This window comes from Pseudomonas sp. WS 5010, from assembly GCF_012985565.1.
GTDB lineage: Bacteria > Pseudomonadota > Gammaproteobacteria > Pseudomonadales > Pseudomonadaceae > Aquipseudomonas.
On record NZ_JAAQWQ010000004.1, the window covers coordinates 169,663 to 193,063 of the forward strand.

Consider the following 23,401-nt stretch of genomic DNA (forward strand, 5'->3'; position numbering starts at 1 on the left):
GGGTAGGATCAGCGTCTCTACACGGCCTGAATAATGTCCACGATGCTGCAGAATATTCCCACGCATGTGATTGCCGGCCCCTTGGGTGCTGGCAAGACCAGCTTGATCAAGCACCTGTTCACCCAGCGCCCGGCCAATGAGCGATGGGCGGTGTTGATCAATGAGTTCGGGCAGATTGGCCTGGATGCTGCGCTGCTGAGCCTGGATGACGACGGCATTGCCATTGGCGAAGTGGCCGGTGGCTGTTTGTGCTGTGTGAATGGTGCGCCGTTCCAGGTAGGGCTAGGCCGCCTACTGCGTAAGGCCAAGCCGCACCGGCTGTTTATCGAGCCCTCGGGGTTGGGGCACCCGGCGCAATTGCTGGCGCAGTTGCGCCAGGCGCCCTGGCAGACCGTGCTCGCTGTCCAGCCTTGTGTGCTGGTGCTCGACGCCCAGGCACTGGCGGCGGGCAGACCGTTGCCCGACGCGCAACGCGAAGCATTGGCCAGTGCCGGGTTGCTGCTGCTGAACAAGGCTGAAGGGTTGGACGCCGCGCAACGTAGCGCAATCGAAAGGACCCTGCCGGCCTGCGAGATTTACTGGGCGCGGCAGGCGCAGCTGCCATTGGTTCGGCTACCGGGGTTTGGCGCACAGGCCGGGGCGGCTGTGGATAACTTTCAAGTGCCCCAGGGGCTGGCGCAAATCCCGGCAATCTGGAGCGATCCGTGCGTGCCGATTTGCCTGCATCAGGCGCAGGCCGGCGGCTGGAGCATCGGTTGGCGCTGGCACCCAAGCCAGCAGTTCGACCCCACGCGGCTGTGCCAATGGTTGCAGAACCTGGAGTGGCGTCGCGCCAAATTGGTTATCCACAGCGCCGACGGTTGGGTCTCGGCCAACGCTGTGGATAACACCACTCTCACCTGGCAGCCCAGCGAATGGCGTCGGGACTCGCGTATCGAGCTGATCTTTGGCAAAGAGCAGGATGTGGCAAAACTGCAAAAAGCCCTGGCCGCTTGCCGTCAGTGACGGCTTTTGCCGTGCTCCTGGCGCCACTGGCTCAGTTCAATCACTTCGGCGCTGGGCGGCGGCGTCTTTATTTCAAACGGGTAGGGCGCCAGTTCGATTTGCGCGCTGTGGGCCCCAAATTGGGTGATGGTGCCGGGATGGCGGGCTTCGCCGGTCACCGTGAACTCAAAATTGTAGACCCGTGCCAAACGCCGGCGCCCGCTGGCGTCCTTGACGAAACCGATGCGTTTCAAGGCCACGGCGCCGTCGAGCAGTTCGATGTCGAGCTTGGCGCAATGCTGTTTGACCCTCTCCAGCGCGCGCTCGCGCAGGCCGTGGTTGTGCCACACCCAGGCGGCAGCCGCCGCCAGTAGCATCAGCACAAAGATATTTCCCAGGGTCAGCATGCGATTTGCTCCAACAAAGTAAGGCCAGCTTAACTGCGTCTCCGGTCTGTCGTACAGGCTGCTTTTAGTCGCATACTGCGCGGCCAGAATTTAACGGTTTTACGGAAGTTTCCTGCATGAAACGTACGCCTCATCTGCTTGCGATCCAGTCCCATGTGGTCTTCGGCCATGCCGGCAACAGCGCCGCCGTGTTTCCCATGCAGCGGGTGGGGGTGAATGTCTGGCCGCTGAACACTGTGCAGTTCTCCAACCATACCCAGTATGGCCAGTGGGCGGGAGAAGTGTTGGCGCCCCAGCAAATTCCTGCGTTGGTGGAGGGGATCGCGGCGATTGGCGAGCTGGGCAACTGCGATGCGGTGTTGTCCGGTTACTTGGGCAGCGCCGCCCAGGGCCGGGCGATCCTGACCGGTGTGGCGCGGATCAAGGCCATCAACCCCAAGGCCCTGTACCTGTGCGATCCGGTGATGGGGCATCCGGAAAAAGGCTGCATCGTGCCCCAGGAAGTCAGTGATTTCTTGCTCGACGAAGCCGTGGCCATGGCTGACTTCCTGTGCCCCAACCAATTGGAGCTGGACAGCTTTTGCGGGCGTAAACCGCAGTCGCTGTTTGACTGCCTGGGCATGGCGCGGGCCCTGCTGGCGCGTGGTCCCAAGGCGGTGCTGGTCAAGCACCTGGATTACCCGGGCAAGCTAGCGGACGGTTTCGAGATGCTGCTGGTGACGGCAGAAGGCAGCTGGCACCTGCGTCGGCCATTGCTGGCGTTTCCACGCCAGCCGGTGGGGGTGGGCGACTTGACGTCGGGCCTGTTCCTGGCGCGGGTGCTACTGGGTGACAGCCTGCTGGCTGCCTTCGAATTTACGGCGGCGGCTGTGCATGAAGTGCTGCTGGAAACCCAGGCGTGCGCCAGCTACGAGTTGGAATTGGTGCGGGCCCAGGACCGCATCGCCCATCCGCGCGTGCGCTTCGAAGCCACGCCGATCAGCCTCTGACACCACCAACCCAATGTGGGAGCGGGCTTGCTCGCGAAGACGGTGTATCAGTCAATACATGTGCTGACTGGTACATCGTCTTCGCGAGCAAGCCCGCTCCCACATTTTGATTGGGGTTACACGTCGGCCTTGATTTCCTGGTAGCGCTTCTCCAGCTCCTGGCGAATCTGCCGGCGCTGCTTGCCCTGGATAAACCGGCGCTTGTCTTCACTGTTCTGCGGCTGCAATGCGGGCACGGCGGCCGGCTTGCGGTCGTCATCGACGGCAACCATGGTGAAGAAGCAACTGTTGGTATGGCGCACCGAGCGCTCGCGGATGTTCTCGGTGACGACCTTGATCCCTACTTCCATCGAGGTGTTGCCGGTGTAGTTGACCGAAGCCAGGAACGTCACCAACTCGCCGACATGGATCGGCTCGCGAAAAATCACCTGGTCCACCGACAGCGTGACTACGTAGCGGCCGGCATAACGGCTGGCGCAGGCGTAGGCCACTTCGTCGAGGTACTTGAGCAGGGTGCCGCCGTGGACATTGCCTGAGAAGTTGGCCATGTCAGGGGTCATCAATACCGTCATCGACAGCTGGGCGTTTCCGGGTTCCATAGCACACTCACGGTTGTAGGCATTGGTTGGGGGGGCACCTCTGCGGATGCTGGAATCATTGCGGCGTCATCCCTTACGGGACGCCGGGACGGGCCTTGCCGTCACGCCCAAGGCGATCTGTTTCCATATATTGCACCGGCTTTCTGCCGGAAGTCGTGGTGTTACCCTTGAAAAGCCCATTTCAAGGGCATTTCTTACGATTAAGGCAGACTTCTCCTTCCGCACATTGCGCGCCGTTGTAGCGGCCGCGTGGAAACCGGGACAGCGCCAGTACCCTCAAGGAGCCCCTCGCCATGCACGCCATCAGCTTTATCCAGGATTTGGCCGTGATCATGCTGGTGGCAGGGGTGGTGACTATCCTGTTTCATCGCCTCAAGCAGCCGGTCGTCCTGGGGTACATCGTCGCCGGCTTCATCATTGGCCCGCACACCCCGCCATTCGGCCTGATCCACGACGAAGACACTATCAAGACCCTGGCCGAGCTGGGGGTGATCTTCCTGATGTTCTGCCTGGGCCTGGAGTTCAGCCTGCGCAAGCTGTTCAAGGTGGGCGCCACGGCGTTTATCGCGGCCTTCCTGGAAATCATTCTGATGATCTGGATTGGCTATGAAATTGGCCAATGGTTCGACTGGAACACCATGGACTCGCTGTTCCTCGGCGCGATCCTGGCGATTTCCTCGACCACCATCATCGTCAAGGCGCTCAACGACCTGAAGATGAAAAACCAGCGCTTTGCCCAGCTGATCTTTGGCGTGCTGATTGTCGAAGACATCCTGGGTATCGGCATCATTGCCTTGCTGTCGAGCATCGCCGTCAGCGGTACGGTCAGTTCCGGCGAGGTGTTTTCCACGGTCGGCAAGCTCTCGCTGTTCATGATCGTGGCCCTGGTGATCGGCATTTTGCTGGTGCCACGGCTGCTGGCCTACGTGGCCAAGTTCGAAAGCAACGAGATGCTGCTGATCACCGTCCTGGGCCTGTGTTTCGGCTTCTGCCTGCTGGTGGTCAAGCTCGAATACAGCATGGTGCTGGGCGCCTTCCTGATCGGTGCGATCATGGCCGAATCCCGGCAGTTGCTGAAAATCGAGCGCCTGATCGAACCGGTTCGCGACATGTTCAGCGCAATCTTCTTTGTTGCCATTGGCTTGATGATCGACCCGCAGATCCTGCTGCAATATGCCTGGCCGATTGCAGTGATCACCGTGGCCGTGGTGTTGGGCAAGATGCTGTCCTGTGGCCTTGGCGCGTTTATCGCCGGCAATGACGGCCGCACTTCGTTGCGGGTGGGTATGGGCCTGTCACAAATTGGCGAATTTTCTTTCATCATTGCGGCGCTGGGGATGACCTTGCAGGTGACCAGCGACTTTCTCTACCCGGTGGCGGTGGCCGTTTCCGCCATCACGACGTTGCTCACGCCCTACCTGATTCGTGGCGCCGACCCATTGTCCTTGAAGATCGCGGCGGTGATGCCCCAACGCTTGAGCCGGGTGTTTGGCATGTATGGCGAATGGTTGCGCAGTATTTCGCCCCAGGGCGAAGGCGCGATGCTGGCGTCGATGATCCGCAAGATCATCTTGCAGGTGGGGGTAAACCTGGCGCTGGTGGTGGCGATCTTCTTCACCGGCAGCTTTTTTGCCGCGCGCATTGGTGGGTATCTGGAAGGTTGGATCAGTGATCCGAGTTGGCAGAAGGCATTGATCTGGGGCGGTGCGTTGTTGCTGTCGCTGCCGTTTCTGATTGCCGCATATCGCAAGCTCAAGGCGCTGTCGATGTTGCTGGCGGAGATGAGCGTGAAGCCGGAAATGGCCGGGCGCCATACCCAGCGCGTGCGGCGGGTGATTGCCGAGCTGATCCCGATTCTCTCGCTACTGGTGATCTTCCTGCTGTTGGCAGCCTTGTCGGCCAGTATTTTGCCGACCAACAAGTTGCTGGTGTTGATTGCCGTGGTCACGGCTGCGGTGGCCGCCGTGCTCTGGCGTTGGTTCATCCGCATCCATACACGTATGCAAGTGGCTTTGCTGGAGACCCTGGACAATCACAAGGACACGCCGGAGCACTGACCACCACCCTCAACTGAGCGATCCACCGTAGGCGCCGGCCGGCCGGCGCCTACAAAGGCATCAGCTTTCCAGCCAGACGTCCCGCGCCCAGTGCCACACCGACTCCCAGGACTCTTCGGTTACCAGCTCTTCTTCGCCGGACCACAACACCACCGTGCCGTCTTCTTCGACGCAGTAGTAGTCGTCGCCATCCTGGCAAATCGGGATCAGTTCGCGAGGCACGCCGATATCCCAGGCATTGGCGGCGACTTCCGGCAGGTAAGTGTGGGACTGGGGGTCGGTGATGGTCACCGGCTCCAGGCTGCCATACACCACATCGCTGACGGTCAGCAGGAATTCCTTGAACACAAACGGGATGTTGATAAACAGCTGTTCCTCGACTTCCACCAACTGGTCTTCGTCGGGCAGTTCCAGAGGAACCGGTACCGGTTCGTTGGCTTCACGCAATTGTTCGATAACTTCTTCCACGGCCGGGATCCTCATGCTAGATGGCGCGGTTTATAGGGGCGTTTTATACAGTAGCTCGCTATAAGTGCAACCGCGAAATAGAAAACCCGGTGTTGTCGGTTAAAACTGCTTTTCCAGCTTTAGGCTGATGCTGTTTTTGTCGTAGGAATAAAGCCAGTCGACATTGCTGACGACCTTGTTGTACTTGACCGTCAGGCTGGGCACCGCATCCAGCACCGCCAGGCGTGGGGCACGCAGGATAAAGGTGTAGCCTTGTTCTTTCTCATTGCGTCGGTCATCGACGATAGCGCTGTAGGCATCGTATTGGCGCTTGCGGTACGAGGCGAACAGCACGGCGCTGACGCCCACTTCGAAATCCTTCGCCACCCCCAGCCGCACGCCCTTTTGCAGGTAGGCCGCCGTGCGGTCCTGGGTATTACGTTCGGTCAGGTCTACGCCGCCGAACAGCGTCCACCGCTGGGGCAGGGCCTGCCACAGGGTGGCGTAGACCGAACTGATGCCGCCGTCGAGGTTGCTATTGATCTGGTGTTTGTAGGCCATGTCCTTATATTCGCCTTCCAGCTTGAACATACGTGTGGCCGACAGTGTATGAATCCATTCGCCGCGCAGCCCCCAGGCGCTGTACATGGCGTTGTCACCAATCGTATTGAATTCAAACGACGGCCCGAGGGCGTACTGGTTTTTGGCGTCGTGGTAGCTGTAGCCAGCGTTATTGATGAGGGTGCTTTCGTTGTACTTGCTCTGTTTTTCATAGGCCTGGCCATAGAGCAGCGAGCGCATGAACACCCCGTGGTGGCCGCTGATGGCCACGCGTTTGTTGAGCGTGGCCTCGTAGTCCGCGCCGTGGGCAGACACGGCCTTGGGCAGTGAGCGTTTGACGTAGATGGTTTCGTCGGGGGTGACGTAGCGATAAGTCACCTCGCTTTCCGGGGACTGGTTGAGGTTGTAGCCCCAGGTCGGGCCGATGGCCAGGGAGCCTTGCCAGTCTTCACGGTGGTCCAGGGCCTGGATAAAACTGTCGACGGTCTTGCCCACGCCCATGGCTTGGGCGTCCGCTGGGCTGAGGCTGCTGCTGATCTGCCGGAACGCGGCGTTGGATTCGCCATCCTTGCGGTTCTCGAACAATACCCGCGCCAGCTCCAGGCGCCCCGGCAGGAAGTCGCCCTGCAACGCCAGCAGCTGGCGGTAGTAGCTTTCTGCTTGTTCAAGGTTGCCATCGGCGCGGGCCAGGCCGCCGTTGGCATAGGCGGTGAGCATCGGGTCGTGGCCGGGCAGGGCGGTGTAGCGCTTGAGGTAATCCCTGGCTTGCGGCCATTGCTGGCGCTCGATGGACAGGTACACCGCGCGGCCCAGTTCATCGAGGTTGTTGCCCACACTGTAGGTCTGCCCATCGATATTCAACAGCGGCGGGGCGCCGTCGCTGGGCAGTTCATCCTTGAGCAACTCGCGCTCTTGCTGATTGGCGCGGTACTCGATGGTCTGGTTCAGGCGCAGGCTGGTGTCCTGGTCGGCGGCAAATACCGCCGGGGTCATGCACAGCAGCAGGGAAAAGGGTAAAGCGTGGAGCGTGAGGGATCGCATGCAATAGGGCTGGGGCATTACCGGGCTCTCGGGATCGCTTCAAAACGCCAAAAGCAAGTGCCTGGGGGCAGGCACTTGCTTGGGTGGTGCTACAACAGGTTCAACGTGCGATTACTTGGCGACACCACCGAAGGCGGTGTCGTAGTTGCGGTCGGTGAACTTGGCGATACCGGCCAGCGACGCGGTGGCGCCTGCGCCGAAGAAGCTGCCTTGGGTGGTGCCGGTTGACAGGCTTGCGTTAGTGACCGCATCGCGCGCAGCTGCGTTGCCGGCAAAGCTGGCGTCGGCGGTGTTGATGTTGGCCACCAACTGGACCTTCAAGGTGCTGTTGCTCAGCGAACCTACCAGCGTCGGGGCGGCCGTACCGAAGGATGCGGTCAGGTCGCCAGACAGCACGTTAGCTCCGGAGTAGTTGTTGATGCCCTGTACCGCATAGGTCACGCTGGCCGTTGGCAATACGCGGCCGGTGGTATCGCCGGAGTAGTACACGACGCGGGTTGGATCATTGTTGGCGCCGGTCTGCGACCACTCTCCGTAGTACACCTGCTGGTTGGCGACTTGTTTGAAGTCGAAGTTGCCCAGTGTGGAGTGAGAGGGTGGCATCATCGCGGTGGTAATGGTGGAGACACCATTGGCATCGGTGGCAGCCATACCTTTCAAACCGCTGAAAGCGACTTTCGTGCCGTTGTAAAAAGCCTTAACGCCAATGGCTGGCTGGCCTGCGGAACCTGGGTGGTTAGTTGAGCCTGAACCACTGGAGCCGTCGACGACGATCGTGCCATCGTAACTTTGACCAGAAGAAGTGGCTGCTTGAGCAACGCCAGCCAGACCCAGAAGTGCCACTGCCAATACTGTGTAGTTGAAAGATTTCATTTCATCATCCATTGAGTGATTTAAATTAAGTCAACACGTCAAGCGTTTGCCAATTTCTTCTTTAGCCTCCCATGCAGTACCTCCCAAGTTAAAAAGTAGTGGTGAAAGCGAGTTTCAACGTTCGACCGGGTGCGGGCATGGCCGAACGCGTGAGTGGGTCGATGTAATAAAGGTTGCTCAAGTTGGTGCCGGTTAACTCGATGGATGCGTCATCGGTCAATTTATAGTTAACGTAGGCGTCATAAGTGATGATCTTGTCCCATGACATGGGCGTATTCAGGTAATAACTGACCATGGCGCTGTTGGGGTAGTTGTCATAGAACTTGTTTTCATGTTGGCGGTAATAAATAGCCCGTCCGCCCACTTCCAGTTTGCGATCAAGGAAGCGCGCACCTAACCCGAGGTTGGCAGTCCACTCCGGCATTGCCATGCTCACCAGGTATCCGCCTACAAAACCGTCTTCCACGCAGTTGGGGGTGCTACCGTCGGTGCTGACGGAGACAGCCGAGTTTTCATCGCAGACTCTGTTTTTCAGGACGTGGCCGATACTCATGTCGGTGAAAAACCGTCCGTTATCGTAGCGGCCCTGGAACTCCACGCCGGAAGTGACTTGCTTCTCAAGGTTACTGAAGCGCAGTTGTGGGTCACGTTCGATCACGTTTTTGGTCGTGTTGTAGTAATAGCTCAGCTTGATGTCGGCGCTTTCACTGCCACCCCAGCCGGCCAGGTTATGGATGTAGGCGGCTTCGTAGTTATGCGCATGTTCTGGCTCAAGCCCCCAGGGGTTGACCGATGAGGAAAAGCCCATGGTGCTTTCAAACATGCTTGGGTAACGGATGGCCTCGCTGTAGCGCAGGTAGACCCGGCCATTTTCCGAGGTATAGAAGGTTGCAGAAAGCGAAGGTGTCCAGCCACTGTCTTTCTGGTGTTTGGCTTTGATATCTTTTTCGTAGCCCTTGCCGTTTCCGGAAGAGCTGCAGGAAATAATATTCTCGCCTGCATTCAAGCCATTGATACATGGGTTGTTAGCGCGTGAATAGCGACCTTTACCATCGCTCTCCCAGTTAACCCTATGTTGGGTTTTTTGAACGGGTGATGTTTCTTGCTTAATCACTTCTATATCAGCCAAACGTTCGGCCTCTGTGGCGCCGAAAACATCCCAGAGCCCTTTCATGTTTTCAACTTTCTGATCAATGATTGTTTTTAATTCTGCATCCGTCAGTGTTTTTTGCGTGGTGTAATCCACCCGACGCCCGGTTTCTTCAAATTGTGTTGTTATCCCACTCTTGTCCTGGGCACTTTTCAAGTAATCATCAAATGCCCAATAAGACGAATAACGCATCCCCGCCTCAAACTTGGCAAAGCTTACGGGCCGCCAGTCGAATTTGAAGTTGTATTCCTGTTCCTCGCGGCGCCCGGCCCGAGGGTACATGCGCAACGTGTCGCTGATGATAGGGTCGTAATAGTTGTCGTTCGATCCCAACTTTTCATGCTGATAACTACCACCCAGGGTCAGGTCGAGGCTGTCGAGCAACTTCAACTTATTGCTTGCGGTCAGGCCGATACGATCATGCTTGGCGTTGGCCAGGGCGGTATTGCGGTACACCGGGTCGGCAATGGTGGTTTGATTGGGGACGCCACCGCTGCTGTAGGTATCGCTGCGGGTGTTGGTCATCCACAGGTTGGAATAGAAATCCACCCACGGGTTACCTTCGGGCTTGAGGTTGTATTCCAGGTTGTAGGCTTTGCTTTGTACATGGCTCAACGGCCATTGCGGCACGCCGTTGGTGGCGGCGTCGTAAGTCGTGCCGGGTTTAAAGAACGAGATCCGTGATGGCAGGATCTCGCCGTACAGCGCATCGGTGTCGCGATAGCCGAATTCCAGGGACTGGTTTTCATCAATCTTGAGTTTGGCCTTGCCCAGCCAGGACTCCATCTTGCTGGAGGTGTTGGGCACCTCATCGCCCGGTTTGTAGATAGTGGCGAGGTTGGGAATGTAGTCAAACTCGCCGTTGACTTTCTTCCCGCTGGAATAGAAGCCGCTCTTGTTCTTGCCCGCGTAGTGGTTGCCTTTTTCACGGAAGGCGTAGGCAGCCAGCAGTTCGAATTTTTCCTGGCGCGTGGCCAGTGCCAGGCGGTAGGCGGAGTCATCGCTGGACAGCAGTTTGTTACTGCTGCTGGTGCGCGGGTGTTTGTACAGCGAGTGATCGTAATAGCCCCTGATGGGTGAATATTCATAACCGGGGCTGGGCATTTGCCCGGTCATCAGCGTCGGCAGTTTGGGTGACACCGAGTTATTGCTGCCTTCGATTTTAAGTTCGCCACCATATTCCTGGTCCTGCTTGAGCACATCGTCGACGTTTAGAGTGCTGGCCACCACCGCGCCGCCAATGCCGCTGTAGACGTTACGCTCCAGGTTCGGCCCCTTGAGCACCTTGATGCTGCCGATCAGGTTGGGGTCGATGTAGTTGCGGTTGTTGGCGCCCATGTAGCCGCGGTAAGCGGTGATTGCCTGTTCGGTACCGTCGATGGTCACAGGCACGCGGCCGGGGCCCTGGATGCCGCGGATGTTTGGGTCCAGTGCGCCGCTGTTGCGCGAGTCGCCGCTGTACACGTTGAGCATGCCCTTGAACATATCGGCGGGGGCTGCGCCTTTGTAGCGTTCGATCTGCTCCTTGCCGGCATACACCGAGGAGATGTCCTGATCGTAGATATCGTTGTAGCCCTTTTCGTCCCGGGACTGCTTGCCTTCCATCCCCATGACGTAGGTCGGGTGCAAGTCGCCGGCCTGGATACCCGCCGAGTTCGGTGCCGATTGCACCTGGATGATCGGGCGTTCGGCTGAGCCGGTGAGGCTATAGCTGACCCCTTGATTGGCCAGCAGCGTTTGCAGCGCCGTGTCCAGGGACAGGCGTCCCTTGACCGGGTTGCCGTAGCTGTTGGTGAAGTCGTTGCTGCCCAGGTACAACTCGACACCGGCCTGGCGCGCCAGCAGGACCAAGGCTTGATCCAGCGCCAGGGCGGGCACGTCGAAGTTGTGCACGTCAGTGGCCGGGGCGTGGTTTGCGCTTGGCGCTGCCAGCACCGGGCTGATGATGGCGGCATTGGCGACCAGCGCAATGGCGGCCGACACAATCCCCAGGCTCAGTCGGGTGCGTTTTGTTGCCTGGCGTTTTTTGTTGTTCTCTTGCGTCTGCAAAACCGGCCTCACTAAAGTAAATAAGATTTATTCACATGTAGTAGAAACGGCCCAGCTGCAAAAACGCGATAGATCGTTATGATCTATAAATATCGTTATTTATGTTTTTCTGAAATTGACGCCGTGCGAGGCGGCTCAGTAGATCAGTGTCAGTCCTGGCAGCTCGAACATGCGCCCGTGGACTTGCGCCACCAGGTGTTCAAGCGCGGCGTCGAGGTTATCCAGGCGCATTACCGCACTGACCCGCACGTTGCGCAGGGCCTCGCCCTTGACCAGCACCAGCCCCGGTCGGTAACGGTTGATGCGGGCGGCGGCGTCGGCCAGGGATTCGCGTTGGAATACCAGCCGGCCTTCCTGCCAACTGGCCAGTTCCTCGGGGCTGGTGTTCAGCGGCACCAGGCCCGTTCTGGGGCTGAAGTGCAGGCTGTTGCCCTGCTCCAGCAGCGCGGAACCTGCGGCTTCATCGCGCCCGTGCTGGGTCAGGTTGACCTCGACCCGATGCTGCAGCACCCCCACCCAGCCTTCGCGATCCTTGCCGACACCGACCAGGTAACGCGTGCCTCGCGCGGTGATATCGGCCCCGGGCGCTTGTACGGTGAAGGGCCGCCGCTCCTGTTCATTCATTGGCGCAGGGGTGAAGACCGCCTCGCCCTGGCTCAGGCGCACCCGACGGGTCTGATCGTCGTAGGCCAGGCTCAGGATGCTGTGGCTGCCCAGTTGCACCTGGCTGCCGTCGGCCAGGGTGATCTGGCGCACCTCGCCAAACCCGGTGTGATAGTCGCTGTTCAGGGCCTGGACCCAGAAAGGTGGTGCCAGCAGCATCCAGCAGCCCAACGCCAGCGCCGCCACGGCGCTGCCGCCGACCACCGGCATGCGCAGCCAGGCAGAGCGCGGCGGGCGTTGGGGTTTTACATAGCCGGGACGTTGCTTGAGCTGCGCGGTGGCCAGCCAAGCACGATTGGCGCGCTCGGCGGCGGCGGCGTGCAAAGGGTCGGCGGCCAGCCAGCGCTGAAAAGCCTCGAGTTCACGTGCCGAAAGCTGTCCTTGGCGATGGCGCATCACCCAGTCGGCAGCTTTGCGCTCTACCGGGTCGATAGTCTGTGGGGAGGCGTTCACGGTTCGGTCTATTTACCTTTTGGCTCTTTGTTGTACACAAGGCTCAGCCCTCTTGGTCCGGCTCAAGCGCCCGGCCAATCCTGGCCAGGGCCATTGCCATGTGTTTTTGTACAGAGCTTGTGGATATCCGTAAATAGCGCGCGGTCTCTTTGTGCGTCATGCCTTCCACCCGGCACAGCATGAACACATCGCGGGTACGCGGTGGCATGCGTTGCAGCAGGCTTTCCAGGTGCTCCAGTTCCAACGCGCCGAGGGCCTGTTCTTCAGGGCAACTGGTTTCGTCTACCAGGGTGGCGAAGAAGGCGCTGGGGTCGTTGTCGTAGCGCTTTTCACCATAGCGGCGGTGATGGTCGATCATCAGGTTGTGCGCTACCCGAAACAGATAGGACGGCGCGCACAGCACGCGCTCCAGGCTCTCCAATTGGGCGATGCGCAGGAAAGTGTCCTGTACCAGGTCCGAAGCCAGGCTTGGGGAGCACTTTTTGCGCAACAGATACCGATGCAACGCGGGTGCATGTTGAGTGAACAGTTTTTCCAGCACGGCGGCACTTTCCTATGCTCGGGCAGAACCGGGGAGGGCGAGTATAATGAGAGTCGTTCTCATTAATCCAGCAAAACCCCATGCTGACTTTTCCACAGGCAAAAAAACACCCCGGCTGTGCAGGCTTCTTAAAGCGCTGCACAAGACCGGGGTGTTTCTTACAGCAGGCTGTAGGCCTTTGCGGATCAGCCGTTCTGGCGGATACCGGCTACCAGCCAAGGCTGGTTTTCGCCCTGTGGACGTTCCATGTTCCAGCTTTCGCTGAACACTTCGCCCTGGTCGAAGCGCGAAGTCTTCGACGTACCGCTGAAGGTCAGGGTAGCGATGGTCTTGTCGGCGCGATCATCCACACCTTCCAACTGCACGCGCAGGTCGTCGATGTAGGTCGACTGGAAGCCGTCGCCCAGTTCGGCACGTTCGCGCTTGAGGAACTCCAGCAGTTGCGGGGTCACGAACTCGGCGATCTTGTCCATTTCGTTGGCGTCCCAGTGTTGCTGCAGGGACTGGAAGTGGTTGCGGGCCGCTTCGACGAAACGCTCTTCGTTGAACCAGGCTGGCGCGTTGATCACCGGACGAGCGGCAGCAGGTGCTGCAGAGCCGCCGAAGATCGAACCCATGGCAGGCTTTTGCTCGAACACTTCACGCTGCATCGGCGCGCCGGCTGGAGCCAGGTGCTCCTGCTGCTTGCGGCGACGGGCGGCGATGAAGCGGAAGATCACAAAAGCGATGACCGCCATGATCAGGATGTCGAAGATCTGCATGCCCTGGAAGCCGCCGCCCATGAACATGGAAGCGAGCAGGCCACCGGCAGCGATACCGGCCAGAGGGCCCAACCAGCGCGAAGCACCGCCGGCCTTGGCAGCAGCGCCAGCGGCACCGGCTGCACCTGCGGTGGCAGCCGCTCCGCCCATGCCGCCAGCGGCTGGGGCCATTTGGCTGGTCTGGTGGCTCGGTGCTGCGCCGGAGCTTTTACCGCCACCGAAGCGTTTGGCGTTGGCGTCGAGGCTCATCGTCAGGCCGATGCACAACGCCATGGCGATGCTAAGAAAACGTTTCATAAAGGGAATTCCCATTTGTGGATTGCACGCGCGCCATGTTGCACAGGTGCAGAGGCAGTGGCTAGCGGCATAATGTTTCGGGCTTTTGCGTAAGACCTTTGCGAATGGTCTGTAGGACTAATTACAGATATTGGCCCGTACTGGTTAAAAACAAGGGCAAGGCGACCCATCTCACCGAGGCAGAGCGCCCGAGCGTTCCCACGCAGAGCGTGGGAACGCTCAGTCAGACCGCTTCGAGCTTGGCGTAACCCATCATCAGCCACTTGCTGCCTTCGGCGAAGTTCACCTGCACCCGTGCCTGGGCCCCGGCGCCTTCGAAGTTGAGGATCACCCCTTCGCCAAAGATCGCATGCCGGACCTGCTGGCCAAGGCTGAACGGGGTCTCGGGAATTTCCGAGCCGGCAAACATGTTGCTGGAGTTCTGCTGCTGGCCGCCACCAAACGGCCGGCTGACGCTATTGGACAGGCGCACTTCCTGAATCAGCCCTTTGGGCACTTCCCGTACGAAACGCGACACCTTGTTGTAGGTCTCGCTGCCATACAGGCGTCGTGTCTCGGCGTAGGTCATCACCAGATTCTGCATCGCCCGAGTGATACCCACGTAGGCCAGGCGGCGTTCTTCTTCAAGGCGGCCGGGCTCTTCCAGGCTCATCTTGTGCGGGAACAGGCCTTCTTCCATGCCCACCAGGAACACGTAGGGGAATTCCAGGCCCTTGGCACTGTGCAGCGTCATCAGTTGCACGCTGTCTTCATGCTCGTCGGCCTGGGTATCGCCGGCTTCCAGGGAGGCGTGGCCGAGGAACGCCGCCAGTGGCGACAGGTCGGCATCTTCCTCGCTGTTCTCGAACGCGCGGGCGGCGCTGACCAGTTCCTCAAGGTTTTCTACCCGAGCCTGGCCTTTCTCACCCTTTTCCGCCTCGTGATAAGCGATCAGGCCGGATTGTTCGATCACGGTCTGGGTCATCAGGTGCAGCGGCATTTCCAGGCATTTGGCGGCGAGGCTGTCGATCAACTCGACAAACCCACCCAACGCTCCGGCAGCGCGGCCGGTCAGGCCTTTATTGGCGATCAGCAGGCGCATGGCCTCCCACATCGACACATCGCTGTGACGCGCATGTTCGCGGATCGCCTCGACGGTTTTCTCGCCGATGCCCCGTGCCGGTACGTTGATCACCCGCTCCAGCGCGGCATCGTTGCCGCGACCTTCCAGCAAACGCAGGTAGGCCATGGCGTTCTTGATTTCTGCGCGCTCGAAGAAGCGCTGGCCGCCGTAGATGCGGTACGGAATGCGCTCGCGCAGCAAGGCCTCTTCGAGTACCCGTGACTGGGCGTTGGAGCGGTACAGAATGGCGATATCACTGCGGGCCAGCCCGGTTTTCAGGGCGCTTTCAATGGTTTCCACCACGTAGCGCGCTTCGTCGTGCTCGTTGAAGGCCGCGTACAGGTTGATTGCCTCGCCTTCGCCGCCGTCGGTCCACAATTCCTTGCCCAGGCGCCCGGTGTTATTGGCGATCAAGGCGTTGGCGGCCTTGAGGATCCCGGCGGTGGAGCGATAGTTCTGCTCCAGGCGAATGGTCTCGGCGTCTGGGAAGTCGTCGGAATACTGGTAGATGTTCTCGATTTTCGCGCCGCGCCAGCCGTAGATCGACTGATCGTCGTCGCCCACCACCATCAGGCTGTCGCCGCCCTTGGCCAGCAGGCGCAACCAGGCGTACTGCACGGCGTTGGTGTCCTGGAACTCGTCCACCAGGATGTGCCGGAAGCGCTTCTGGTAGTGGGCCAGCAAGCCGGGGTTGTCGCGCCACAGGTCGAGGGCCCGCAGCAGCAGTTCGGAGAAGTCGATGACGCCGGCACGCTGGCAGGCCACTTCATAGGCTTCATAAATGCTGCGCATGGTGGCCAGGAACAAGTCGCCACTGGCCTGGATATGTTGCGGGCGCAGGCCTTCGTCTTTCTGGCCGTTGATAAACCATTGGGCCTGACGCACCGGCCAGCGTTGTTCATCCAGGCCCAGCTCGCGGATCACCCGCTTGACCAGGCGTTGCTGGTCATCGCTGTCGAGAATCTGGAAGGTCTGGGCCAGGCCCGCCTCCTGCCAGTGGGCCCGCAGCAAGCGGTGCGCCAGGCCGTGGAAGGTGCCGACCCACATTCCGGCCGGGCTGATGCCCATCAACTGCTCGATGCGGTGGCGCATCTCGGCAGCGGCCTTGTTGGTGAAGGTCACCGACAGGATGGAATGCGGCGACGCGTTCTCGACCTGGATCAACCAGGCGATACGGTGCACCAGCACTCGGGTTTTACCGGAGCCAGCACCGGCCAGGACCAACTGACGGCCAACGGGGGCTGCTACGGCCTGGCGTTGGGCATCGTTGAGGGAATTCAGCAAAAGGGAGAGATCATCGCGCATCGGCGCATTCTAGGGTGCCGGGGGAAGGGGGGCAAATCCCATTGCCGGGTGGTCGGCACAAAAAAATCCGCGGCGATCTTCAATCGGCAAATAATCGATCCACGGTGATGACCGGTAAGTCATCGCCTGTAGCCCGCGCCCTGTCTTGTTCAGCCCCTCTGGGCCCAAGGTTTGCGATGGTTTATTCGCCGATTTTTATGATCCAGAGCAGTTTGGTCTGCCCGCCCGCTTGTGTATGCTCCGTCGACGTTTCGGGCTCACCATTATAAGAACACTGCCTATGACCCTCAGCACCGACTTGCCTGGCCCTTCTGTCGCGCCGGCGCAAGTTATCCGCAAGCACTACGCCATGGAGATGGCGGTCGAGCGCACGCGTCTGTTGTACCAAGGTTCGTTGCTGCCCACTTTATTGATGTTGATTAACGGTCTGGTCTGCGCCTGGTTGCTCTGGAGCCCGCAGCGCTACGTGCTGGTCGGCAGTTGGCTGGTGTGGTTGCTGGCCCTGGTGGCGATGCGCGTGATCCAGGTGGCGGCCTTCGATAGCGCCCTGCCCAGCCGGCAGGCGCAGCCGGTCTGGCGGCGCATGTTCATGTTGGGCTCGGCGGCCAGCGGCCTGACCCTGGCGAGCGCGGCCATTGTCCTGGTGCCCCTGGACAGTTTCGTGCAGCAGGCCTGGATCTTCGGCCTGATTGGCGTGGCCACCTTATCGGCCAGCGTGGCCTACGCGGTGAGCGTGCCGGCGTTTTTATCGTTTGCCTTGCCCTGCCTGGTGCCCACCGTCCTCTATTTATTCTGGAGCGGCGAACCGCAACTGCAGGGCTGGAGTTACCTGGGCCTGATTCTGCTGGCATCCCTGAGCCTGGTGGCATGGCAGGTCAACCGCCTGATCCAGCGCGGTTTGCTGCGCCGGTTCCAGAACCAGGCCCTGATCGAGCATCTGCAGCAGGCCCGTCAGCGCAGCGAGCAGTTGAATCAGGACCTGGTGCGCGAGGTTGAGCAGCGGCGCCAGGTCGAGCAGGAGTTGCGTGAAGCCCAGGTCGGCCTGCAACACCGTGTCGAACAACGCGGCCAGCAACTGGACGCCGCCAGCCTGGCCCTGAGCAAAAGCGAAGCGCGCCTGGCGATGGCATTGCAGGCCAGCGAGTTGGGTTTGTGGGACTGGAACCTGCAAACCGACGAGGTCCACCACACCCAACTCAAGGAGTTGTTCGGCCTGGAGCCGGAATACGTCACGGCGATGTTGCGCGACCTCACGCCTCGCCTGCACCCGGACCACTTGCCGCTGCTCAAGCGCGCGCTGGTGGAGCACTTGAAAGGGCGCAGCGAGGACTACCAGGTGGAGTACCGCGTGCGCCATGGCGACGGGCGCTGGGTGTGGATCGAGGACCGTGGGCGCGCCGTGGAGCGTGCGGCCAGCGGGCGCGTGACGCGCATGCTCGGTACCCGGCGCGATATCAGTGCCGGCAAGGCGGTGGAAGAACAGCTGCGGCTGGCGTCCACGGTGTTCGAGGCGGCCAGCGAAGGCATCGTGATCCTGGACCCGGAGTACGTGCTGATTGCGGTCAACCAGGCCTTCAGTCGCGTGACCGGCTTTGATATCGACGACATGCTCGGGCGCAATGTCGTGGAGTTGCCGTGCAGCCGCGATGCCCGCCGACACTTCCCGGTGATCCGCCAGGCGTTGTTGAGCCACGGCAGTTGGCAGGGCGAATTGGTGGAGGCGCGCAAGAACGGCGAGCTGTACCCGCAATGGCTGCAACTGAGCGTAGTGCGCGATGTTCGGGGAAACGTGAGTCACATCGTGGGCTTCTTCGCCGATCTGTCGGCGCGCCGCGAATCCGAGGAGCGCATGCGCTACCTCACCCATTACGACGAACTGACGGGCCTGGCCAACCGCTCGCTGTTTCGCGAGCGCCTGCGCGAGGCCCATCAGCGGGTGCGCCAGGGTGGCCGCAGCCTGGCGTTACTGCATATCAACCTGGACCGCTTCAAGCTGCTCAATGACAGCCTGGGCCATGAAGTCGCCGACCAATTGCTGCAAAAAATGGCGCGGCGCCTGATCAACGCGTTGCCGGAGGCCGACACCATTGCGCGGTTGTCCGGCGATGAATTTGCGGTGTTGTTCGACGCTTATGGCAGCCTGTCGAGCCTGGCGCGAGTGGCCACCCGGCTGCTGGCCAAGTTGCGGGTGCCAGTGGCGGTGGAGGGGCATGAGTTGGTGGTCAGCGCCTCAATCGGTGTCAGCCTGTTGCCGGATAACGCGCGGGAAATTTCCGCGTTGGTCAGCCAGTCGAACATGGCTATGCAGCACGCCAAGCATTTGGGCGGCAATAACTTCCAGTTCTACACCGACAGCCTGCAAGCCAGCACCCTTGAGCGCCTGCAGCTGGAAAACAAACTGCGCAAAGCCATCGATGAACGCCAATTGAAGGTGTTCTACCAACCCAAGCTGTGCCTGGCCACTGGCAAGATGAACGCCGCCGAGGCGCTGGTGCGTTGGGATCATCCGCAATGGGGCAGTGTGCCGCCCGGTGATTTCATTGGCTTGGCAGAAGAAACCGGATTGATCGTGCCGTTGGGCGAGTTCGTGCTGCGCCAGGCCTGCTGGCAGGCGTGTGAATGGCAGCGCCAGGGCCTGGCGCCGATCCGCGTGTCGGTCAACCTGTCGGTGCACCAGTTGCGCCAGGGCAAGCTGGTCAGCCTGGTGCGTCAGGTGCTGGACGAAACCGGGCTGGCCCCGCAGTACCTGGAGCTGGAGCTGACCGAAAGCCAGTTGCTCGACAGCGTCGAGCACATCATCGCCACCTTCCAGCAACTGCGCGACCTGGGGGTGAAGCTGGCGATTGACGACTTTGGCACCGGCTATTCGTCCCTCAGCTACCTCAAGCGCATCCCCGTGGATTACGTGAAGATCGACCAGACCTTTATCCGGGGCCTGGGCCAGGGGCGCGAAGACTTGGCGATTACCCGGGCCATCATCGCCATGGCCCATGGCTTGGCGCTCAAGGTGGTGGCCGAGGGTGTGGAGGATCAGCAGCAGCTGGATTTCCTGCGCGCCGAAAACTGCGATGAGGTACAGGGCTATTTGATCAGTCGACCGATCGAGGCCGAAGGGCTGGCGGATTTGTTACGGAAAAATGCGGATTTTCCTGGCTGCTAGCGAGGCGCCATCGGGTGCTACATCGCATATGCCCGCTGATTCAGGGGGTAGTAGGGCGATTTAGTGATGCATCGAACGGGCAAATCCGCAATTCTTGTAGTATAACTACAAGCTTGCTACATCCCTGGCGCCTGCCAATAACAAGAGTCCTGCCCTTTGAACCTGTTGCAACATATCGCCCAGTCGCGCCACCTGTTACGCAAATCGGAACTCAAGGTTGCCGATCACGTGCTGCTTGACCCTGCGGCCGTGATGCACAGTTCCATGGCTGACCTGGCCCACAGCGTGGGGATCAGCGAGCCGACCATCGTGCGCTTCTGCCGCGCCATCGGTTGCTCGGGGTTCCAGGACTTGAAGTTGAAACTGGCCCAGAGCCTGGCGGCCGGCGCCAGCTTCGGGCAGTTTGCGATCCACGAAGACGACTCCGTCGCCGACTACAGCCTGAAAATTTTCGATACCACCCTGCACACCCTGATGGAAGTGCGGGAAAAGCTCGACCCGATCGAACTGCAAAAAGCCGTGACCGCTATGTCCCAGGCCCAGCGCGTGGAGTTCTATGGCTTTGGTGCCTCCGGCGCGGTGGCGGCGGATGCCCAGCACAAATTTTTCCGCCTGCTGCTGACGGCGGCGGCCTACAGCGACCCGCACATGCAGGCGATGTCAGCGGTGACGTTGAAGCCCACCGACGTGGCGATCTGTATTTCCCAGTCGGGCCGTTCCAAGGACTTGTTGATCACCGCCAACCTGGTGCGTGAAAGCGGCGCGTCGCTGATCACCTTGTGCCCGAGCCAGACGCCATTGGCGGAGCTGTCCACGGTCAACCTGGCGATCGATGTGCATGAAGACACCGAGATCTATACGCCGCTGACCTCGCGCATCGCCCACCTGGTGGTGATCGACGTGCTGGCGATGGGCGTGGCGATGGCGCGTGGCCCGAGCCTGGTCAACCACCTCAAGAGCGTCAAGCGCAGCTTGCGCAGCCTGCGTCTCTCGCCCAAATCGGTCAAAGCCCTCGACGACTGACCCAAGGTCGCACTCGATCAACTGTAGGAGCTGGCTTGCCTGCGATAGCGGTCTGCCAGCCCCACACTTATCGCCCGAGGCACCGCCATCGCCGGCAAGCCGGCTCCTACAGTTTTGGCCGGTGTTGCATTCGCAAGATTCATCGTCCTGTAACCCTCGCGCCGCCAAACCGTCATCCCCCGTGCCCATCCTGGACTCCCCGTACTCGCATTGGGAGACTCGAAATGGCCCGGCACTACGAAGACAGCACCAGCACCGTCAAGACCCGTCGTCAGCAGGAAGACCAGCGCCGCATGGCGTTCCGACGTGCAATTGAAGATCGCTGTGAACAACGCCAACTGCTGCAAAGCATCAGTGACTACCCGGAGTTGCATTGGCAGGCACCCGCGGCTGCCCAGCGAAACGTTCAGCCAGCGCGCTGATCTGCACCCGTTCGCTGCGGATAAAGCCCAGGAACGCATGGGCCACCGGTGACAGGCGCTTGGCCTTGGCCTGCACCAGGCACCAACTGCGGTACAGCGGCAGCTCTTCCACCGGCAGCTCCTTGAGCCCACCGGTGGCCAGCTCCAGGTTCAGGGCGTGGCGCGTCAGCAGTGCCACGCCCAACCCCGCCACCACGCACTCGCGCTGCGCCTCGGCCGAGGCCACTTCCACCGTCTGGGTGAAGTGCACGCGCTTTTCCTTGAAGTATTCCTCGCAGGCCAGCCGTGTCCCTGAGCCCGGCTCGCGCAGCAACAAGGTGTAAGGCTCCAGGTCCTGCAGGCGCAGCGGCCCTTGCAGGCTCAGCGGATGGTCCGGCGGGGCCACCGCCACAATCGGGTTATTGAGAAACGGCAGGAATTCCAGGCCCATGTCCTGGGGCACCATGGACATGATCACCAGGTCGTCACGGTTGTCCGATAGCCGGCGGATCACCTGGGCGCGGTTGACCACCGTCAGGTGCAACTGCACCTCCGGGTGCTGGCGCTTGAAGGCAGCGAACAAGTGCGGCACGAAGTATTTGGCGCTGGATTCCACGGCCAGCTTCAATTGCCCCTGCAGCGAGCCTTGCATGTCCGAGAGCTGCATATCGAGGTTTTCCAGGCGCCCGAAAATGTCCCGGCTGGCCCGTTGCAGGGCTTCGGCGGCTTCGGTCATGTAGAGCTTTTTGCCGACGTAGTCGAATAGCGGCTGGCCGATCAGCTCTTCAAGCTGGCGAATTTGTAGGCTGACGGCGGGTTGCGTGAGGGACATTTCCTCGGCAGCGCGGCTGTAGGAACGCAAGTCGCAGACTTCATTGAAGATTTGCAACTGGCGTAATGTCATACGCATCAATGACTTACGCATAATTCAAGACGGCTCGCTGGGTTTGTACGGCCAACTATAAGTCTTTACTTATACACAACCCAATAATTATTGATTTTTGTTAATCCCTAAGTGCGCATAGTGTGTGTCTCGCGACTGGCTTGAAACATTTGGTCACGCGCCGACCTGGTCTAGCAGGTCGATGAACGCAGCAATCGGCTCAAGGGAATTTCCAAGTGATAACAAAGATCCTGATCGCCAACCGTGGTGAGATTGCCGTCCGCATCGTGCGGGCCTGTGCCGAAATGGGTATCCGTTCGGTGGCGGTCTATTCCGACGCAGACCGGCATGCCTTGCACGTCAAGCGCGCCGACGAGGCCCACAGCATTGGTGCCGAGCCCCTGGCCGGATACCTGAACCCGCGCAAGCTGGTGAACCTGGCGGTGGAAACCGGCTGTGATGCATTGCACCCAGGCTACGGCTTCCTGTCGGAAAACGCCGAACTGGCGGATATCTGCGCCGAACGCGGCATCAAGTTCATTGGTCCATCGGCCGAAGTGATTCGCCGCATGGGCGACAAGACCGAAGCGCGTCGCAGCATGATCAAGGCCGGCGTGCCGGTGACGCCGGGCACCGAAGGCAACGTCGCCGACATCGCCGAGGCGCTGACCGAAGGCGACCGCATCGGCTACCCGGTGATGCTCAAGGCCACCTCCGGTGGTGGCGGGCGCGGCATTCGTCGCTGCAACAGCCGTGAAGAACTCGAACAAGCCTTCCCCCGCGTGATCTCCGAGGCCACCAAGGCCTTTGGTTCGGCGGAAGTGTTCCTGGAAAAATGCATCGTCAATCCCAAGCACATCGAGGCGCAGATCCTCGGTGACAGCTTTGGCAACGTGGTGCATCTGTTCGAGCGCGATTGTTCGATCCAGCGCCGTAACCAGAAGCTCATCGAAATCGCCCCCAGCCCCCAGCTGACCCCCGAGCAGCGCGCCTATATCGGCGACCTGTCGGTGCGTGCGGCCAAGGCTGTGGGCTACGAGAACGCCGGCACCGTGGAGTTCCTGCTCGCCGAGGGCGAGGTGTACTTCATGGAGATGAACACTCGGGTGCAGGTGGAGCACACCATCACCGAAGAAATCACCGGCATTGATATCGTCCGCGAGCAGATCCGCATCGCTTCCGGCCTGCCGCTGTCGGTAAAACAGGAAGATATCCAGCACCGTGGCTTTGCGTTGCAGTTTCGTATCAACGCCGAAGACCCGAAGAACAACTTCCTCCCAAGCTTCGGCAAGATCACCCGTTACTACGCCCCCGGCGGCCCTGGCGTGCGTACCGACACGGCGATCTACACCGGCTACACCATCCCGCCGTTCTACGACTCCATGTGCCTGAAGCTGGTGGTGTGGGCGTTGACCTGGGAAGAAGCCATGGACCGCGGCCTGCGTGCCCTGGACGACATGCGCCTGCAAGGCGTGAAGACCACCGCCGCCTACTACCAGGAAATCCTGCGCAACCCGGAATTTCGCAGCGGCCAGTTCAACACCAGTTTTGTGGAAAGCCACCCTGAGCTGACCAACTACTCGATCAAGCGCAAACCCGAAGAGCTGGCCCTGGCCATCGCCGCCGCCATCGCCGCCCACGCAGGCCTGTGAGGA

Annotated in this window: 18 protein-coding genes; 7 read left to right on the forward strand and 11 right to left on the reverse strand. The window is 60.4% G+C overall.

The window, feature by feature from the left end; genetic code table 11:
* Nucleotides 1-42: 42 nt before the first annotated feature.
* The gene (locus tag HBO11_RS13915) at nucleotides 43-1,005 is read left to right on the forward strand and encodes a CobW family GTP-binding protein (RefSeq protein ID WP_169954149.1); all 963 of its coding nucleotides are present in this window, start codon (nucleotides 43-45) and stop codon (nucleotides 1,003-1,005) included.
* On the opposite strand, the gene HBO11_RS13920 is transcribed toward HBO11_RS13915, so the two are convergent.
* On the reverse strand, nucleotides 999-1,391 hold the full coding sequence (locus tag HBO11_RS13920; RefSeq protein WP_057961211.1) for a DUF3301 domain-containing protein: 393 nt from the start codon (nucleotides 1,389-1,391) through the stop codon (nucleotides 999-1,001). The two genes, HBO11_RS13915 and HBO11_RS13920, sit on opposite strands and share 7 nt — an antisense overlap.
* A gap of 116 nt (nucleotides 1,392-1,507) precedes the next feature.
* Here HBO11_RS13920 and pdxY point away from each other — a divergent pair, with 116 nt between their 5' ends.
* A complete protein-coding gene (gene pdxY / locus HBO11_RS13925) occupies nucleotides 1,508-2,380 on the forward strand; it encodes a pyridoxal kinase PdxY (RefSeq protein WP_169954031.1) in 873 nt (290 codons plus the stop codon).
* 116 nt (nucleotides 2,381-2,496) lie between these two features.
* On the opposite strand, the gene HBO11_RS13930 is transcribed toward pdxY, so the two are convergent.
* Nucleotides 2,497-2,979 (reverse strand): acyl-CoA thioesterase, encoded by a 483-nt coding sequence (locus tag HBO11_RS13930; RefSeq protein WP_029290061.1) that lies wholly within the window; start codon nucleotides 2,977-2,979, stop codon nucleotides 2,497-2,499.
* 293 nt (nucleotides 2,980-3,272) lie between these two features.
* Here HBO11_RS13930 and HBO11_RS13935 point away from each other — a divergent pair, with 293 nt between their 5' ends.
* Nucleotides 3,273-5,036, forward strand: a complete 1,764-nt coding sequence (locus tag HBO11_RS13935) for a cation:proton antiporter (protein ID WP_169954030.1) — start codon at nucleotides 3,273-3,275, stop codon at nucleotides 5,034-5,036.
* A 60-nt stretch (nucleotides 5,037-5,096) separates the two neighbouring features.
* On the opposite strand, the gene HBO11_RS13940 is transcribed toward HBO11_RS13935, so the two are convergent.
* The 8 genes from HBO11_RS13940 to uvrD all read right to left on the reverse strand — a co-directional run bounded on the left by HBO11_RS13940 (nucleotide 5,097) and on the right by uvrD (nucleotide 16,279).
* On the reverse strand, nucleotides 5,097-5,504 hold the full coding sequence (locus HBO11_RS13940; RefSeq protein ID WP_029290059.1) for an SMI1/KNR4 family protein: 408 nt from the start codon (nucleotides 5,502-5,504) through the stop codon (nucleotides 5,097-5,099).
* Nucleotides 5,505-5,603: 99 nt separating this feature from the next.
* A complete protein-coding gene (locus HBO11_RS13945) occupies nucleotides 5,604-7,103 on the reverse strand; it encodes a surface lipoprotein assembly modifier (protein ID WP_169954029.1) in 1,500 nt (499 codons plus the stop codon).
* 93 nt (nucleotides 7,104-7,196) lie between these two features.
* On the reverse strand, nucleotides 7,197-7,736 hold the full coding sequence (locus HBO11_RS13950) for a Slam-dependent surface lipoprotein (RefSeq protein ID WP_262381042.1): 540 nt from the start codon (nucleotides 7,734-7,736) through the stop codon (nucleotides 7,197-7,199).
* A 310-nt stretch (nucleotides 7,737-8,046) separates the two neighbouring features.
* Nucleotides 8,047-11,157, reverse strand: coding sequence for a TonB-dependent receptor (locus HBO11_RS13955; protein ID WP_169954027.1), 3,111 nt, complete (start codon nucleotides 11,155-11,157; stop codon nucleotides 8,047-8,049).
* A 135-nt stretch (nucleotides 11,158-11,292) separates the two neighbouring features.
* Complete coding sequence (locus HBO11_RS13960; protein ID WP_346266489.1) at nucleotides 11,293-12,273, reverse strand: FecR domain-containing protein; 981 nt, start codon at nucleotides 12,271-12,273, stop codon at nucleotides 11,293-11,295.
* Between the two features lie 43 nt (nucleotides 12,274-12,316).
* A complete protein-coding gene (locus tag HBO11_RS13965) occupies nucleotides 12,317-12,814 on the reverse strand; it encodes an RNA polymerase sigma factor (RefSeq protein ID WP_169954026.1) in 498 nt (165 codons plus the stop codon).
* A gap of 185 nt (nucleotides 12,815-12,999) precedes the next feature.
* On the reverse strand, nucleotides 13,000-13,872 hold the full coding sequence (locus tag HBO11_RS13970) for a Tim44 domain-containing protein (protein WP_169954025.1): 873 nt from the start codon (nucleotides 13,870-13,872) through the stop codon (nucleotides 13,000-13,002).
* A gap of 223 nt (nucleotides 13,873-14,095) precedes the next feature.
* Nucleotides 14,096-16,279 (reverse strand): DNA helicase II, encoded by a 2,184-nt coding sequence (gene uvrD, locus HBO11_RS13975; protein ID WP_169954024.1) that lies wholly within the window; start codon nucleotides 16,277-16,279, stop codon nucleotides 14,096-14,098.
* Between the two features lie 280 nt (nucleotides 16,280-16,559).
* On the opposite strand from uvrD, the gene HBO11_RS13980 reads away from it, so the two are divergent.
* The 3 genes from HBO11_RS13980 (at nucleotide 16,560) to HBO11_RS28695 (ending at nucleotide 20,884) form a co-directional block, all read left to right on the forward strand.
* Nucleotides 16,560-19,439: an EAL domain-containing protein gene (locus tag HBO11_RS13980; protein ID WP_170058892.1), complete on the forward strand. Its 2,880-nt coding sequence runs from the start codon at nucleotides 16,560-16,562 to the stop codon at nucleotides 19,437-19,439.
* A gap of 156 nt (nucleotides 19,440-19,595) precedes the next feature.
* Nucleotides 19,596-20,462 (forward strand): transcriptional regulator HexR, encoded by an 867-nt coding sequence (gene hexR, locus HBO11_RS13985; protein WP_029290040.1) that lies wholly within the window; start codon nucleotides 19,596-19,598, stop codon nucleotides 20,460-20,462.
* Nucleotides 20,463-20,686: 224 nt separating this feature from the next.
* Nucleotides 20,687-20,884: a hypothetical protein gene (locus HBO11_RS28695; RefSeq protein ID WP_262376960.1), complete on the forward strand. Its 198-nt coding sequence runs from the start codon at nucleotides 20,687-20,689 to the stop codon at nucleotides 20,882-20,884.
* Here the strand turns inward: HBO11_RS28695 and HBO11_RS13990 are convergent.
* Complete coding sequence (locus HBO11_RS13990; RefSeq protein WP_169954022.1) at nucleotides 20,814-21,788, reverse strand: LysR family transcriptional regulator; 975 nt, start codon at nucleotides 21,786-21,788, stop codon at nucleotides 20,814-20,816. The two genes, HBO11_RS28695 and HBO11_RS13990, sit on opposite strands and share 71 nt — an antisense overlap.
* A 194-nt stretch (nucleotides 21,789-21,982) precedes the next feature.
* Between HBO11_RS13990 and HBO11_RS13995 the strand changes: the two genes are divergently transcribed.
* The gene (locus tag HBO11_RS13995; protein WP_029290035.1) at nucleotides 21,983-23,398 is read left to right on the forward strand and encodes an acetyl-CoA carboxylase biotin carboxylase subunit; all 1,416 of its coding nucleotides are present in this window, start codon (nucleotides 21,983-21,985) and stop codon (nucleotides 23,396-23,398) included.
* Nucleotides 23,399-23,401: the final 3 nt, after the last annotated feature.

Coding starts and splice junctions, on each gene's coding strand:
- HBO11_RS28695 (WP_262376960.1), top strand. CDS start 20,687: ATGGCCCGGCACTACGAAGACAGCACCAGCACCGTCAAGACCCGTCGT.
- HBO11_RS13945 (WP_169954029.1), bottom strand. CDS start 7,103: ATGCCCCAGCCCTATTGCATGCGATCCCTCACGCTCCACGCTTTACCC.
- HBO11_RS13980 (WP_170058892.1), top strand. CDS start 16,560: ATGACCCTCAGCACCGACTTGCCTGGCCCTTCTGTCGCGCCGGCGCAA.
- HBO11_RS13970 (WP_169954025.1), bottom strand. CDS start 13,872: ATGAAACGTTTTCTTAGCATCGCCATGGCGTTGTGCATCGGCCTGACG.
- HBO11_RS13990 (WP_169954022.1), bottom strand. CDS start 21,788: ATGCGTAAGTCATTGATGCGTATGACATTACGCCAGTTGCAAATCTTC.
- HBO11_RS13930 (WP_029290061.1), bottom strand. CDS start 2,979: ATGGAACCCGGAAACGCCCAGCTGTCGATGACGGTATTGATGACCCCT.
- HBO11_RS13935 (WP_169954030.1), top strand. CDS start 3,273: ATGCACGCCATCAGCTTTATCCAGGATTTGGCCGTGATCATGCTGGTG.
- uvrD (WP_169954024.1), bottom strand. CDS start 16,279: ATGCGCGATGATCTCTCCCTTTTGCTGAATTCCCTCAACGATGCCCAA.
- pdxY (WP_169954031.1), top strand. CDS start 1,508: ATGAAACGTACGCCTCATCTGCTTGCGATCCAGTCCCATGTGGTCTTC.
- HBO11_RS13920 (WP_057961211.1), bottom strand. CDS start 1,391: ATGCTGACCCTGGGAAATATCTTTGTGCTGATGCTACTGGCGGCGGCT.
- HBO11_RS13950 (WP_262381042.1), bottom strand. CDS start 7,736: ATGGCTGCCACCGATGCCAATGGTGTCTCCACCATTACCACCGCGATG.
- HBO11_RS13915 (WP_169954149.1), top strand. CDS start 43: ATGCTGCAGAATATTCCCACGCATGTGATTGCCGGCCCCTTGGGTGCT.